The organism is Mycobacterium attenuatum, from assembly GCF_900566085.1.
GTDB classification, from domain to species: domain Bacteria; phylum Actinomycetota; class Actinomycetes; order Mycobacteriales; family Mycobacteriaceae; genus Mycobacterium; species Mycobacterium attenuatum.
Genome location: NZ_UPHT01000005.1, coordinates 42,015 through 55,867 on the forward strand (window position 1 = coordinate 42,015; position 13,853 = coordinate 55,867).

The following is a 13,853-nucleotide window of genomic DNA, read 5'->3' on the forward strand; positions in this document are numbered from 1 at the left end:
CTCAGTGCTCGACTTTCATCAGCGCCGCCTTGATGTGGTGCTTAAGTATCTTTCCCGCGTCATTCTTCGGCAGGCAATCCCAGATCACCAGCTGTTCGGGAATTTTGAACCGCGCCAGGCCGGCGGCTTCCAGGAAGCTGCGTAACTGGGCCAGCACCGGGCCGGGCGGGCTCGTGGGTACGACGACGGCGCAGGCCCGTTCCCCGGTGCGATCGTCGGGCAGCCCGACGATGGCGATCTCGGCGATGCCCGGGTGGCCGGCCAGGATGTCCTCGACTTCCTTGGGTGAGATGTTCTCACCGTTGCGGATGATGATGTCCTTGGCGCGTCCGGTGACCACCAGGTAGTCGTCGTCGACCCAGCGCCCCAGGTCTCCGGTGCGGAAATAACCCTCGGCGTCGAAGGAACCGGACTCGTCGTCGGGGTGCTGGTAGCCGGCCAGCATCTGGGGTCCGCGCACCAGGATCTCCCCGTCTGCCAGCCTGACGTCGGCGAGGCCGACCCGCCCGTCGGTGTCGGCGGCATGGTCGCGGTGATCCGGCGAGCCGACGGTGGTAACCGGGACCTCCGTCGATCCGTAAACGCGGGTGATTACTGAGTGCGCGAAATATGTTGCCGCCCTGCGGATCAGCGACGGTGATGCGGACGCGCCACCACACACGAAGAGCTTCAGGTCCGGCAGCCTGGCATCGGCGCGTTGCGCGGTGGTCAGCAGTTGCTCCAAGAACGGTGTGGCACCGGCCATATGGGTGCAGCGCTCGGTCCGCATGAGCCGCAGCGCATCGTCGGCGTTCCACCGGTCCATCAGCACCGCGGTGGTGCCCAGCAGCAGCGGACATTCGAATGCATAGATCGAGCCGCCGATGTGTGCGATCGGGGACGGGACCATAAAGGTGTCGCCCGGCTCGACCAGCCAGTGCTCACCAATTTGGCGGATCAGCGCATGAATCGAGTTATGAGTGTGCAGAACACCTTTCGCGCGTCCGGTGGTTCCGGAGGTATACAGGATCATGCGCACGGCATCGGGATCCGGATCAGGCAGCCGGTAGCCGGCCACCGGTCCGGTGACCAGCGACCGGAATGGGAGCTGACTCGGGTCGCAATTCCCCCGCACGACCACGACATCGGGTGGCGACACCAGCTCGGCGATCACCCGCCGCAGCATCGCGCAGTAATCCTGGCGGCCGAAACGCGCAGGGACGAAGACCATTCGGCTGTCGGCGTCGTCGAGGATGAACCGCAGCTCGCGATCCCGCAGGGACGGCAGGATCGGGTTGGCCACCATTCCGGCCAGCGTTGCGGCCAGGTATATCACCGCGGCCTCGTGCCAGTTGGGCAACATGAACGACACCACACTGTGCGGCGGCAGCCGCGCGTAGAGCGCGTCTGCCAGCGTGGTTGCCCGGTGATGCAGGGTTTGGCAATCCAGCCGCTGATCGCCGTCGACCAGCGCCACCCGGTGCGGGGTGTTCCGCGCGGCCCGGCGCAGCGCATCGGCCAGCGTTTCGCCCACCCACCAGCCGCGTGCATACGCCTCGGCGGCGCGTTCGTCATCCCAACGTATCCATCGGCCGCCGATCAGCTTGCGGTCTGGGACCATGGTCAGCCGCGCATCCGCCGCATTGTCATCGAGTGACGAAACCGTGATGCGGGATGGGTGTTGAGTGTGACCTGGGCGACCTGCCCGTCGGACGCGGTGTAGGTGCGCCGCACTTGCAGGGCAGCCGAACCCGGGTCGACGTCCAGACCGTCCGCCAGCGCTGGCGAAACGAGGACTGCGGCAATTTCTTGATGAACCTCGACGATACTGAGCCCGAACAGATCTTCGATCAGCGGGAAAACGGGACCGTGGTGACGCTGCAGCAGCCTGCCTACTGCGGCAAACGCCCGGTTGACGTAGTACTCGGTGCGGCACAGCGCAATCCCGGCAGGCTCGGCACCTTCAGTAAGCCGAAACCCACGAACGCCCAGCCACTGCTCACCGCCGGCCAGCCCGGTGCGGTCCGCCAACTCGTCGTCGACGGTGACCATGGCGATCGATTCGATCGCGAATCGGGTGCTGGTGGCGAACGCGAGCAGATCGTTGATCGACATGACGTGCTGGACATAGGAATCGGCCGACGGCCGCGGCATGACCAGCGTGCCGGAGCGTGGTCGCGATAACACCAGGTTGTCATCGCGCAGCCGCCGCAATGCTTCACGAACGGTGTAGCGGCTCACCGCGAACCGCTCGCACAACTCATGCTCGGTCGGCAACTGCGACCCCACCGGATAAAGCCCATCAACAATCTCTTTGCGCAGCGTCCGTGCCACCTGCAGGTAGCGGTGCTCGATCGCCTTGGATTCGGACACGTTGACGCCCTTCAGGATTCCTGGGCCGACGGACGAAGGGCCAGTATGCTGCCGTCGGCGTCCGCGGACACGTACAGGGTGCCGTCGGGGCCGGCGGCGATGCCGGCAAACGGGCCCTGTGGTCCGGAGAACGGCGGCATGCCGCGCAGCGGCTTGGGCGTGATCCCGGGCGGAGCGCCGACCGGCAGATCGGATGCGATGGTGTGCCGGTCGCCGCTGCCGAGGTCGAAACGGACGAGTTCCTTTGCGCCGGAGTCGACGACAAATACATGGCGGCCGAGCGCCACAATGCCCTGGGGACGTTGCAGGCCAACCAGCAGCGTGCCGCTGTCGCCGATACCGCGCACTCGTCCGGCTCCTGCCTCGGAGACCAGGAAGGTGCCGTCGGCTGTGATTGCCACGCCAATCGGCTCACTCAGGCCCGATGCCAGCACATCGACCCGGCCGCCATCGATCGACAGCACCCGTCCGGTCCCCAGCTCGGCCACCACCACTGCTCCGGACGAAGCCACCACCACGCCGTAGAGTTGGTCGAAACCGCCTGCTAGGAGATCACTTTCGCCGGCTTCCGGCCGGTAGCGGGCCACGTTGCCGGTGGACGTGGTGACCACGAATTCCCCTGGGCCAACGGCCGTCACGCCGCGCAGGAAACCGGGATATCCCGGCGTGAACAGCATCCCGGCGGTGCGCAGCGTGCTGTCCCCCGAAAAGCCGTAGAAGTAGCTTCCGTCGGCGATGTAGAGATTTCCGTCCGTGCCGACCGTCAGGTCCAGTGGCCAATTCAATCCCCCTTCCAGCACGGGGCGGGCGGTGCCATCGCGAAGGATTTCGGTGATCGCACCGGTGAAATTCGAGACGAACAGCCGCTCACCGACGAACGTCAGGTTGTCCAGGCCGGGAGTCAGTGTCGCCAGCACTGTCCGGTCCCCGGTGCGCGGATCGATCGCCAGCACCTGCCCGCTGTGCACCTGGGTGGAAACGAGCCGGCCGTCGGGATCGAACTTCACGGCGTCGGGAACACCGAGGTCGCCGGCCACGCATTCCGGGACGCCGCCGTCGGGATCGATGCGCCAAATCTCGTTGGCGCCCATGACCGGGAAGTACAGCAACCCGTCCGGCCCGACATCCATGGCGTTGGGTAACGGCACGTTCTCCAGCAGGACCCGCGGCGCGCCGCCGTTGAGGTCGAGTTCTAGCAGGCGTCCGGCTTCGCGGCATTCGCCGACCAACAACCGGCCCTGATGAAAGGTGATGCCGTTCGCGGACGGCACGTCGTCCCGAAGCACGCGGGTGCCGCCGGCCTGGTCACGCACGCTGACCCGCCCATCCATCACCTCGGTCGCATAGAGGTTGCCGTCGGGGCCGAACGCGATGTCGTCGGGTGCGACGATCTGGCCTCCTTTGGGACTGATGGTGTCGAGGTTCCCGGTCGCCACATCGAGCGCGCTGATCTGACTGCCGGTCACCTGCGCGATGTAGATGCGGCCGTCCTGGCCCGTGCGCAAACCGTTGGCGCCGAACAGGCGGCTGGGCATAGTAAGCCGGGTGAAGTTCCAGCCGTCGGCAACGCTCGGCGGCCGCTCAGTCAGGTAGCGGCCGGAAGCTTCGAGGTGTCGCGGTCCGGTTCCGGCTGTCACTGCTCGGACCATAGCAATCGCAACCTGGTCCAGACAATATGATGAGCGCAGTTCGGGCCGAGGTTGACGCACCATGCTGCTAGCGAGAATCATGTTCTTCTGTGGGTGCATGTCGTTATCTTGTCCAGACAATTAGATGAATAATGATCTATTGAGTTTGGCCGGACGCGTCGTGGTGATTGCCGGCGCCGCTGGTGGCGGTATCGGCACCACCGTCACACGCCTGGTTGCCCAGGCGGGGGCGACGGTGGTCGCGGTGAGTCGCGGGCAGGACAATCTCGACCTGCACCTGGACCCGTTGATCGCCGAGGGACTGCCGGTGGTGCCGGTGGCGGCCGATATCGCCACCGACGACGGCATCGGGGCCACCATGGACGCGGTCCGGCGCACCGACGGCGAACTGCACGGCCTGGTTAATGTCGCCGGCGGCGCCGACCCGCCGACCTGGATGCCTACGACCCGGGTAACTCGCAGCGACTGGCGCGAGCTGTTCACCCGGAACCTGGAGACGATGTTTTTCATGAGCCAGGCGGTGGCCGCGGAACTGAAGCGACGAAAACGGCCCGGCTCGATCGTTTCCCTCTCCTCGATCAGCGGGTTGAACACCGCGCCGTTTCACATTGCCTACGGCACCGCCAAGGCCGCGATTGTGGCGGCGACCCGCACAATGGCCCTCGAACTCGCCTGCGGCGCAGACCAAGCCGCGATCCGGGTGAATGCCGTGGCGCCCGGGGTCACCGAGACACCGGCGTCACGCACCTACACCGACGAGGATCCCGACCGCGACCGCCGTGCCATTGCGATGGGACGGCGCGGACGCCCGGCGGAGGTGGCCGGCGCCGTCCTCTTTCTGCTGTCCGACCTGTCGAGCTACATGACCGGACAAACGCTGCTGGTGGACGGCGGCTTGAGCCTCAAGTGGGGACATCTGGACGCCGACAACACCTCGCTGTTTCTCAAGGACCAGTCGTTTCGCGCGGCGATCAAGCGCTGGGAGGCCTGAGCTGCATGGAGAATTCGATGGACCCGGCAGAAACCGATGCCGAGCTGAGCGCACCGGTCACGATTGGCGTCGAAGCCTACCTTTCCGAAGACTATGCCCGCGCCGAACGAGACAAGCTGTGGCGCAAGGTATGGCAGCAAGTCGGGCGCGTCGAAGATCTCCCGAAGGTGGGCAGCTACCTCACCTACGACATCCTCGACGACTCGATCGTGGTGGTGCGCACCGCACCCGACACCCTCAAAGCACACCACAACGTCTGTATGCACCGCGGCCGCCGGCTGGTGGACATCCCTGCGGGCGCAAAACACGCGTGCGGCCACAAGAAGTCGTTCGTCTGCGGTTTCCACGGCTGGACCTACGACCGGGACGGCAACTGCATTCACGTACCCGAACAACAGGATTGGCAAGGAGCCCTGACCTCGGAGAACACCCATCTGGCGCCTGTTCACGTCGACACCTGGGGCGGCTGGATCTGGATCAACATGGATCCGGCCGCAGAACCCCTGCGGGACTATCTCGAACCCGCCGCGACCATGCTCGACCCCTTCCAACTGCAGGACATGCGCTGCAAATGGCGGAAGTGGCTGTATTTCCAATGTAATTGGAAGGTGGCGATGGAGGCCTTCAACGAGACCTACCACGTCGCGACCACCCATCCGCAATTCAACAAGTTCGGCACCTTCCGCGGCTGGGCCAAGGCGCACGGAAAGCACAGCAACATCGGATACGACGCGCCGAAAGGTCTGGAAGAGACCAAATCCAAGATCCGCCTCGGCACCGGCGCCGACCCGCGCGTTTCGACAGCCGAAATGCAGCGCTACACCTTGGACGAAACCAACGCGACCACCACCAAGACGTTGGTGGACGCGGCGCTCCGGCTGGTCGACGAACTGCCCGAGGACACCCCCGCGAGTCAGGTGCTCGAGCACTGGCTCACCTCAGCACGGCGTGACGACGCGGCCCGGGGCGTGGTCTGGCCGGCCATCGATCCCGAACACCTGGCCAGCAGCGGCACTGCCTGGCAGATCTTTCCGAACTTCCAGATCGGGCAGGGCCTGACCACCGCCCTGTGCTACAGCGCCCGGCCGCACGGTTACCATCCCGACCAGTGCATCTTCGAAGCCGCCTGCTACGAGCTATTCCCGAAAGGCGAAGAGCCACACACCGAATGGGTGTACGCACCACCGGACGACCCGGGCTGGCGCACTGTGCTGCCGCAGGACTTCTCCAACATGGCCGCGGTTCAGCAGGGCATGAGGTCGCTGGGATTCCTCGGCCCCAAGCCCAACCCCTATATGGAACGCAGCACCGCCAACCTGCACCGAAATCTCGCCGAATACTTGGGGACCGGCGCCCCACGCCAATTGACAACGGAGACGCAGCGATGAAGGTAAACATCGGTCTGGGAGCGCACAACTCGAACGACTGGGAACGAGTGCTGGCCGAGGATTTCGGCCACCCGCCGGCCACCCCCGACTGGCAGTGCGTGCAGGCCACGCTCGCACTCGGCGACCTGGCCGAACCGCTGGGGTTCGACGGCATCTGGCTGCCCGAGCACTGCGGTACCCCGTACGGCATGACGCCCAACCCGATTCAGGCGCTGAGCTATTTCGCCGGACGCACCGAGCGGGTCAGCCTGGGTACCTTCGTCGTCGTCGCACCGTGGTGGCATCCGGTCCGGCTGGCCCACCAAATCGCCTATCTCGACATTCTTTCCAACGGGCGCTATACCACGATCGGAATCGGACGCGGGGTGTCGAAGGGGGAGTTCGCCGCCGTCGGCGTCCCCCGCGAGGAAAGCCGCCAGCGCTTCAACGAAACGCTGGACATCCTGCAGCTGGCGCTGTCCGGGAAGCGGTTCTCCTACGACGGCGAGATCTTCACGGTTCCGGAGATGTCGCTGCGCCCGGAACCTCAAAGCAGCGAACTGTTCTCCCGGATCTACACTTCGTCGTCGACGGCCGAGTCGCTGGAGATCCTGGCCCGCCGCGGTATGGTTCCGCTGTTCGTGGGCAACAAGCCCATCGCGGACGCCGGCCGGGAAGTCCAGCAGGTCAACATCTTCCGCAAACAAGCGGGTTTGCTGCCCTGTCAGCCCAAGAACGTCATGTTCATGTACTGCACCGCCAAACTCGAAGACGCCGCCAAGTCCGAGGAGTGGATCTGGACGGCGAACCGCGACGTGACGGTGCACTACGGGTTTGCCGATGCGTCGAACTTCAAGGGTGTCAAGGGCTATGAGGCCTATGCGGCCCGGGAGGCCAGCGCCACCGCGGTGCTGGCCTCGTCGGTGACCGGTGACCCCAAGGGCGCTCCCAAGACGCCGGGCTATCACGCCTCCAACCTGCTGATCGGGACACCGGAGGAAATCTTCACGCGGCTTCGCGCCGCGCAGGAGGCGTGTTCGTTCTGCGAGCTGACCATCGTCCCACAGTTCGGCACCATGCCCTACGAGGAGGCGATGGCGAGCACCCAGCTGTTCGCCAAGGAGGTGTTGCCCGCGGCGCATGACATGCCGGCGCCGTTGCATCCGGCGGCGCTGCCGGAAAACGCCCTGGCATGACGGCCCCCGACTGCCCGCCGACCCAGACGCCGCAGGATATCGACCTACCTGCGCTGCGGGAAAAGTACCGCCGCGAGCGGGAAAAACGGCTGCGGCCGGAGGGCTCGCGGCAGTACATCGAACTCGTCGACGACTTCGCGGGCTATTACGAGAGCGACCCCTACACGCCGCCGCCCGATCGCGCTCCGATATCGGCGGACATCGACGTCCTGGTGCTCGGCGGCGGTTTCGGCGGGCTGCTGTGCGGAGCGTATCTGAAGAAGGCCGGCGTCGACGACGTGCGGATCATCGAGCTGGGCGGTGATTTCGGTGGCGTCTGGTACTGGAATCGCTATCCCGGACTGCAGTGCGACAACGAATCCTACTGCTACATACCGCTCCTGGAAGAGCTGAACTACATTCCGAGCAAGAAGTTCGCCGACGGCACCGAGATCTACGAGCATTGCCGGCGCATCGGAAAGCACTACGGCCTCTACGATTCGGCGATCTTCTCCACCCAGGTGCGAGCGTTGCGCTGGGATGACGAGATCAAACGCTGGCGGGTTGGCACCAACCGCGACGATGACCTGCGGGCGCGTTTCGTGGTGATGGCCTCCGGCCCATTCCACCGGCCCAAGCTGCCCGGCATCCCCGGTATCAAAGACTTCAAGGGGCACAGCTTTCACAGTTCCCGCTGGGACTACGACTACACCGGTGGCGACAGCAACGGTGGGCTGGTCAACCTTCGCGACAAGCGAGTCGGGGTGGTGGGCACCGGGGCGACCGCCGTCCAGATCGTGCCGTACCTGGGCCGGGATGCCAAGCACCTCTACGTCTTTCAGCGCACCCCGTCATCCGTGGGCCCGCGCAACAATGTGCCTACCGACGTTGCGTGGGTGAAATCGCTCAAGCCGGGTTGGCAGAAGGAACGCCAGCGCAACTTCCACGCCTGGACGTTCGAGGGAATGGCGCTCGGCCAGCCCGACTATGTCTGCGACTTCTGGACCGAACTGGGACGCAACACCGCCGCACGGGTGCTCGCGCTGGCGGATCCGGCGTCGCTGACCCCGGAACAGTTCATGGCGATACGGGAAGAGGAGGACTACAAGGTCATGGAGCGCCTTCGGCGCCGGGTCTCGAGCATCGTCGAGGACCGCGAAACCGCCGAAGCGCTCAAACCGTACTACCGACTCCTGTGCAAGCGGCCGTGTACCAATGACGAGTACCTGCCGACCTTCAACCGCCCCAATGTGACATTGGTGGACGTGTCCGCGACCAAAGGAGTGCATCGGGCCACCGAAAAGGGCTTGGTAGCCAACGGTGTCGAGTACGAGCTGGACTGCATCATCTACGCGAGCGGATTCGAGATCACCACCGAGATCAGCCGCCGCTACTCGATCGACACGATCGAGGGCCGCGACGGACATTCGCTTTTCGACCACTGGCGCAACGGCTACCGGACATTCCACGGCTTTACCAGCCGTGGGTTCCCCAACCAGTTCTTCACCGGCTTCACCCAGGTGGGTATCTCTGCCAACATCGCCGCAAACTACGAGTTGCAGGGCGAGCACATCGCCTACATCATTGCGCAAGCGCTGGCACGCGGCGTCACGACCGTAGAGCCAACCCAAGAGGCCCAAGATGATTGGTGCCGTGTCATCCGGGAGACGGCTATCGACAACACCCAATTCGACATGGAATGCACGCCGGGCTACTACAACAACGAAGGCGGCGGCGGCGAAGGGATCCGATCACATTTGGGAGAGCCTTACGGGCCAGGGTTCTACGCCTTCGGCAACCTGCTGAGCGCCTGGCGTGACCAGGGCGACCTGGACGGCCTAACCCTGGAATCGTGATGACTCGACTCAGATTCGACGATCGGGTGGCCGTGGTCACCGGGGCCGGGCGCGGACTGGGGCGCGCCTATGCGCTGCTGCTGGCTTCCCGGGGCGCCAAGGTCGTCGTCAACGACATCGGCTCCAGCCTGACCGGCGACGATATGGACCCGAGCCCGGCGCAACAGGTGCTGGCCGAGATCCGGGCTGCCGGAGGGGACGCCGTCGCATGCGTCGAATCGGTGGCCACCGCTTCGGGCGGCCAGGCGATCATCCGGACGGCGCTGGAACGCTACGGGCGGATCGACGTCCTCATCCACAACGCCGGCACGGTGCGCCGCGCCTCGTTGAAGGAGATGAGCTACCAGGACTTCGATTCCGTCATCGATGTGCACTTGCGTGGAGCCTTCCACGTGGTGCGGCCGGCGTTCCCGCTCATGTGCGCGGCGCACTACGGCCGCATCGTATTGACGTCGTCGATCGGCGGGCTCTACGGCAATCACGGCGTGGCCAACTACGCTGCCGCCAAAGCCGGCCTGGTAGGCCTGTCCAATGCCGTGGCGCTCGAAGGCGCCCCGGAAGGAGTGCTCTGCAACGTGATCGTTCCCGCGGCGGTGACGAGAATGGCTGACGGCCTGGATATTTCGGCGTATCCACCGATGGGGCCAGATCTGGTGGCACCGGTCGTCGGGCTGCTGGCGCACGAATCATGCCCGGTCACCGGCGAAATGCTGGTGGCGCTGGCCGGCCGGGTGGCCACCGCGGTGGTGGCCGAATCGCCCGGCGTGCATCGTCCGTCGTGGACGATGGAGGAGGTTTCCGAGCACCTCGGCGACATCCGCGACCTCGCCGACCCGCAGGTGTTTCCGGTGGTGCCCGACGGTCACGGCGAACACATCCGATACAGCTTCGAGATGGCCGCGCGCAGTAGCGGATTGCGACATGCCTAGCAACAACGCGGGCCCGCTGGCCGGAGTGCGCGTCGTCGATCTGACCGCAATGGTGATGGGACCCTACTGCACCCAGATCATGGCCGACATGGGTGCCGACGTCATCAAAGTAGAGCCGCCGGACGGCGACGACACCCGCTACATCTCGGTCGGCCCGGCCCGCGGAATGAGCGGTGTCTTCGTCAACGTCAACCGAGGCAAGCGCGCCATCACCGCGGACCTGCGCTCCGAGTCCGGCAAGTCGGCACTGCGCGCGCTCGTCGAACAGGCCGACGTCTTCATCCACTCGATGCGGTCCAAAGCGATCAACGGGCTCGGCTTCAGCTATCCCGAGGTAGCCGCCATCAATCCGGGCATCGTCTACACGAACTGCTACGGATACGGCCGGCGCGGACCCTACCGGGATCTGCCGGCCTATGACGACACCATCCAGGCGGCGTGCGGTCTGCCGTTCGTCCAGGAGCAGCTGACCGGTGAAGCCAATTATGTGGGAACAATTTTGGCCGACAAGGTGGCCGGTCTGACCGCTCTCTACGCCACCATGATGGCATTGTTTCACCGGGAACGCACCGGTGAAGGACAAGAAGTGGAAGTCGGCATGTTCGAAACAATGGCCGCTTTCATGCTAGTGGAGCACGCCAACGGCGCCATGTTCGACCCGCCGCTGGGTCCGGCGGTCTATCCGCGCACGGTGGCTCCCAACCGGCGGCCGTACCGGACCTGCGACGGCTACATCGCCGCGCTGATCTACAACGACAAGCACTGGGCGGCCTTCGTCGACGCGGTGCGACCGCCCTGGGCCGGTAGTTGTTACGCCACGCTGGAGGGACGCGCGCGCGAGATCGACACAGTGTATGCGCTACTGGCCGAAACGATTGCGCAGCGCACCACCCGGGAATGGCTCGATTTGTTCCGGGAGCTGGAGATACCGGCGTCACCGTTGTTCAGTCCCGCGGCGTTGTTCGACGACCCGCACCTCAACGCCGTGGATTTCTTCGAGACGGTGGACACTCCCCAAGGGCCGGTGCGCTTTCCCGGTGTGCCGACCTGGTTTTCCCGAACGCCGGGCCGAGTCGCCGGTCCGGCCCCCGAACTGGGTGCACATACCCTAGAGGTGCTCGACGAGCTGGGAGTGGCAGTCGAGGCCGACGCCGCCGAATGAGCCCGTCCTCGCGTGTCTTGAAGACGATTTTGGCGCTGCCCTAGCTAAGCTGGCTGGGATCACGAGGAGGGGTAGCGACGTATCGGCAGCAACGACGGCGCCGGGCGGCATTCTGGTCAGGGCGCGTTAACAGCGAGCACTGAGCCGGGCGGAAAGGATTCCGCACCGGCACGTTCGGCACCGCGGCCCCGCTGGGTGGCCCCGGTGCGCCGCGCGGGACGGCGAGCCGTTTCGGAGCGGCCCGAGCGACACGGCGGTATCCCGGCGCTGGACGGCCTGCGCGCGATCGCCGTTGCCCTGGTTCTCGCCGGCCATGGCGGCATTCCCGGCATGACCGGCGGGTTCATCGGGGTGGACGTCTTCTTCGTCCTCAGCGGATTCCTGATCACGTCGCTGCTGCTCGACGAGCTGCGCCACACCGGCCGTATCAGCTTGACTGCGTTTTGGATTCGCCGCGCCCGACGGCTGCTGCCGGCGCTGGTCCTGATGGTGCTCACCGTTACCGCGGCGCGCGAATTCCTTCCCTACCAAGCGCTTACCGGTCTGCGCAGCGACGCCATCGCCGCCTTTCTGTGGCTGGCCAACTGGCGGTTTGTGGCGCAGAAGACCGACTACTTCACCCAGGGTGCTCCGCCCTCACCGCTGCAGCACACCTGGTCGCTCGGGGTGGAGGAGCAGTACTACATCGCCTGGCCGCTGCTACTGATCGCGGTGACCTTGCTGTTGGCGGCCCGCGCCAAACGCTACTTCGCCAAGACCACGGTGGGGCACGTGCGGTTCGCCGCCTTCGTGCTCGCTACCCTGGGTGCGCTGGCCTCTGCCGCCGCGGCCATCGTCTTTGTCTCGGCGACCACGCGTGACCGGATCTATTTCGGCACCGATACCCGTGCCCAGGCCCTAATGATTGGCGCCGCGGCATCGGCTCTGCTGGTTCGGGATTGGCCTGCGCTGAACCGCGGCTGGTGCCTGCTGCGGACGCGGTGGGGCCGGCGGATCGCCCGCGTGCTGCCCGTCATCGGCGTGGCCGGCCTGGCGGCGGCGACTCACTTCGCCACTGGCAGCGTCACCGAATTCCGGCACGGCCTGCTGCTCGGCGTGGCCGTGGCCGCCGTCTTCGTGGTCGCCCCGGTGGCGATCGAGCAGCGCGGCGCGGTGGCGCGGCTGCTGGCGTGGCGGCCCTTGGTATGGCTGGGCACCATTTCGTACGGCATCTATCTGTGGCACTGGCCGATCTTCCTGGCGCTCAACGGCGAACGCACCGGATGGACCGGGTTCAAACTATTCGGGGTTCGCTGTGCCATCACCGTCGCCTTGGCCGCCGCATCGTGGTGGCTGATCGAGCAACCCATCCGGCGCTGGCGGCCGGCGCGAGTACCGCTGCTGCCGTTGGCCGCGGCCACCGTGGCGACCGCGGCCGCGGCGACCATGCTGGTCGTGCCCGTCGCAACCGGGCCCGGTCTGCGCGAAGTCGGTCTGCCGCCCGGCGTTTCGGCGGTGGCGGCGGTATCCCCGTCGCCGCCGGGGCCGAGCCGGCCCGGGCCCAATACCGGGCCGCGGGATCCCAACCGGCCATTCACCGTTTCGGTGTTCGGTGATTCGATCGGCTGGACCATGATGCACTACCTGCCACCCACGCCCGGGTTCCGATTCGTCGACCACACGGTGATCGGCTGCAGCCTGGTGCGCGGCACCCCGTATCGCTACATCGGCCAGACCCTGGAGCAAAGACCGGAATGCGACGGCTGGCCCAACAGATGGTCGGCACAGATCAGTCAGGATCAGCCCGATGTCGCGCTGCTGATCATCGGTCGGTGGGAGACCGTAGACCGGGTCAACGAAGGAAAGTGGACCCACATCGGTGACCCGACTTTCGACGGCTACCTCAACTTCGAGCTGCAACGGGCTCTCAATATCGTCGGCTCCAGCGGTGTCCGGGTGATGGTGGCCACCGTTCCCTACAGCCGCGGCGGCGAAAAACCCGACGGCCGCCTCTACCCGGAGGACCAGCCCGACCGGGTCAATCAATGGAACACCATGCTGCGCAACACGGTTCGCGATCATCCAAATGTCGGGATCATCGATCTGAACAAGAAGCTGTGTCCTGACGGCGTTTACACCGCCAAGATCGACGGCATCCTGGTACGCAGCGACGGCGTTCACCTGACTCCAGAAGGCGTGAAATGGCTGCTGCCCTGGCTCGAGGAGTCGCTGCGGTAGTCAGGTGCGTGCCTGGCAGCTGTTGCGGAGGCTCCATGTCGTCGGACCGGCAATGTGTGAATGGGAGCCGGCCCCGGATTGGGCTCGACCTAGAGCGGGTCGGCGAATATTTCCCGTAGTTCGGATTCTCTTACCGCTGAACATATTTGAGGGCG

10 protein-coding genes are annotated in these 13,853 nt (G+C 65.6%); 7 read left to right on the forward strand and 3 right to left on the reverse strand.

Going from position 1 to position 13,853, the window contains the following annotated elements; translation table 11 throughout:
- Position 1: 1 nt before the first annotated feature.
- The 3 genes from EET13_RS01020 to EET13_RS01030 are packed head-to-tail and all read right to left on the reverse strand — an operon-like array spanning position 2 to position 3,887.
- Positions 2–1,600 (reverse strand): AMP-binding protein, encoded by a 1,599-nt coding sequence (locus EET13_RS01020; protein WP_211189004.1) that lies wholly within the window; start codon positions 1,598–1,600, stop codon positions 2–4.
- Between the two features lie 2 nt (positions 1,601–1,602).
- Complete coding sequence (locus EET13_RS01025; protein WP_122440532.1) at positions 1,603–2,352, reverse strand: GntR family transcriptional regulator; 750 nt, start codon at positions 2,350–2,352, stop codon at positions 1,603–1,605.
- 11 nt (positions 2,353–2,363) lie between these two features.
- Complete coding sequence (locus EET13_RS01030; protein WP_244603717.1) at positions 2,364–3,887, reverse strand: SMP-30/gluconolactonase/LRE family protein; 1,524 nt, start codon at positions 3,885–3,887, stop codon at positions 2,364–2,366.
- Positions 3,888–4,125: 238 nt separating this feature from the next.
- Between EET13_RS01030 and EET13_RS01035 the strand changes: the two genes are divergently transcribed.
- The 7 genes from EET13_RS01035 (at position 4,126) to EET13_RS01065 (ending at position 13,698) form a co-directional block, all read left to right on the forward strand.
- Positions 4,126–4,992 carry an SDR family NAD(P)-dependent oxidoreductase gene (locus EET13_RS01035; protein WP_122440534.1) on the forward strand — a complete coding sequence of 289 codons (867 nt, stop codon included), beginning with the start codon at positions 4,126–4,128 and terminating at the stop codon, positions 4,990–4,992.
- Between the two features lie 17 nt (positions 4,993–5,009).
- Positions 5,010–6,380, forward strand: a complete 1,371-nt coding sequence (locus EET13_RS01040; RefSeq protein ID WP_122440574.1) for an aromatic ring-hydroxylating oxygenase subunit alpha — start codon at positions 5,010–5,012, stop codon at positions 6,378–6,380.
- Complete coding sequence (locus EET13_RS01045) at positions 6,377–7,555, forward strand: LLM class flavin-dependent oxidoreductase (protein WP_122440535.1); 1,179 nt, start codon at positions 6,377–6,379, stop codon at positions 7,553–7,555. The genes EET13_RS01040 and EET13_RS01045 overlap by 4 nt, the downstream gene beginning before the upstream one ends.
- Positions 7,552–9,390, forward strand: a complete 1,839-nt coding sequence (locus EET13_RS01050; protein ID WP_122440536.1) for a flavin-containing monooxygenase — start codon at positions 7,552–7,554, stop codon at positions 9,388–9,390. Before EET13_RS01045 ends, EET13_RS01050 begins: the two co-directional genes overlap by 4 nt.
- The gene (locus EET13_RS01055; RefSeq protein WP_122440537.1) at positions 9,390–10,319 is read left to right on the forward strand and encodes an SDR family NAD(P)-dependent oxidoreductase; all 930 of its coding nucleotides are present in this window, start codon (positions 9,390–9,392) and stop codon (positions 10,317–10,319) included. The genes EET13_RS01050 and EET13_RS01055 overlap by 1 nt, the downstream gene beginning before the upstream one ends.
- Positions 10,312–11,481 carry a CaiB/BaiF CoA transferase family protein gene (locus EET13_RS01060; protein ID WP_122440538.1) on the forward strand — a complete coding sequence of 390 codons (1,170 nt, stop codon included), beginning with the start codon at positions 10,312–10,314 and terminating at the stop codon, positions 11,479–11,481. The genes EET13_RS01055 and EET13_RS01060 overlap by 8 nt, the downstream gene beginning before the upstream one ends.
- 204 nt (positions 11,482–11,685) lie before the next feature.
- Positions 11,686–13,698 carry an acyltransferase family protein gene (locus tag EET13_RS01065; protein ID WP_122440575.1) on the forward strand — a complete coding sequence of 671 codons (2,013 nt, stop codon included), beginning with the start codon at positions 11,686–11,688 and terminating at the stop codon, positions 13,696–13,698.
- Positions 13,699–13,853 lie beyond the last annotated feature (155 nt).

What these genes read in the sequence shown, in the direction of transcription:
- EET13_RS01020 (WP_211189004.1), bottom strand. Translation starts at nt 1,600, where the DNA reads ATGGTCCCAGACCGCAAGCTGATCGGCGGCCGATGGATACGTTGGGAT.
- EET13_RS01030 (WP_244603717.1), bottom strand. Translation starts at nt 3,887, where the DNA reads ATGCCCAGCCGCCTGTTCGGCGCCAACGGTTTGCGCACGGGCCAGGAC.
- EET13_RS01035 (WP_122440534.1), top strand. Translation starts at nt 4,126, where the DNA reads ATGAATAATGATCTATTGAGTTTGGCCGGACGCGTCGTGGTGATTGCC.
- EET13_RS01040 (WP_122440574.1), top strand. Translation starts at nt 5,010, where the DNA reads ATGGACCCGGCAGAAACCGATGCCGAGCTGAGCGCACCGGTCACGATT.
- EET13_RS01045 (WP_122440535.1), top strand. Translation starts at nt 6,377, where the DNA reads ATGAAGGTAAACATCGGTCTGGGAGCGCACAACTCGAACGACTGGGAA.
- EET13_RS01050 (WP_122440536.1), top strand. Translation starts at nt 7,552, where the DNA reads ATGACGGCCCCCGACTGCCCGCCGACCCAGACGCCGCAGGATATCGAC.
- EET13_RS01055 (WP_122440537.1), top strand. Translation starts at nt 9,390, where the DNA reads ATGACTCGACTCAGATTCGACGATCGGGTGGCCGTGGTCACCGGGGCC.
- EET13_RS01060 (WP_122440538.1), top strand. Translation starts at nt 10,312, where the DNA reads ATGCCTAGCAACAACGCGGGCCCGCTGGCCGGAGTGCGCGTCGTCGAT.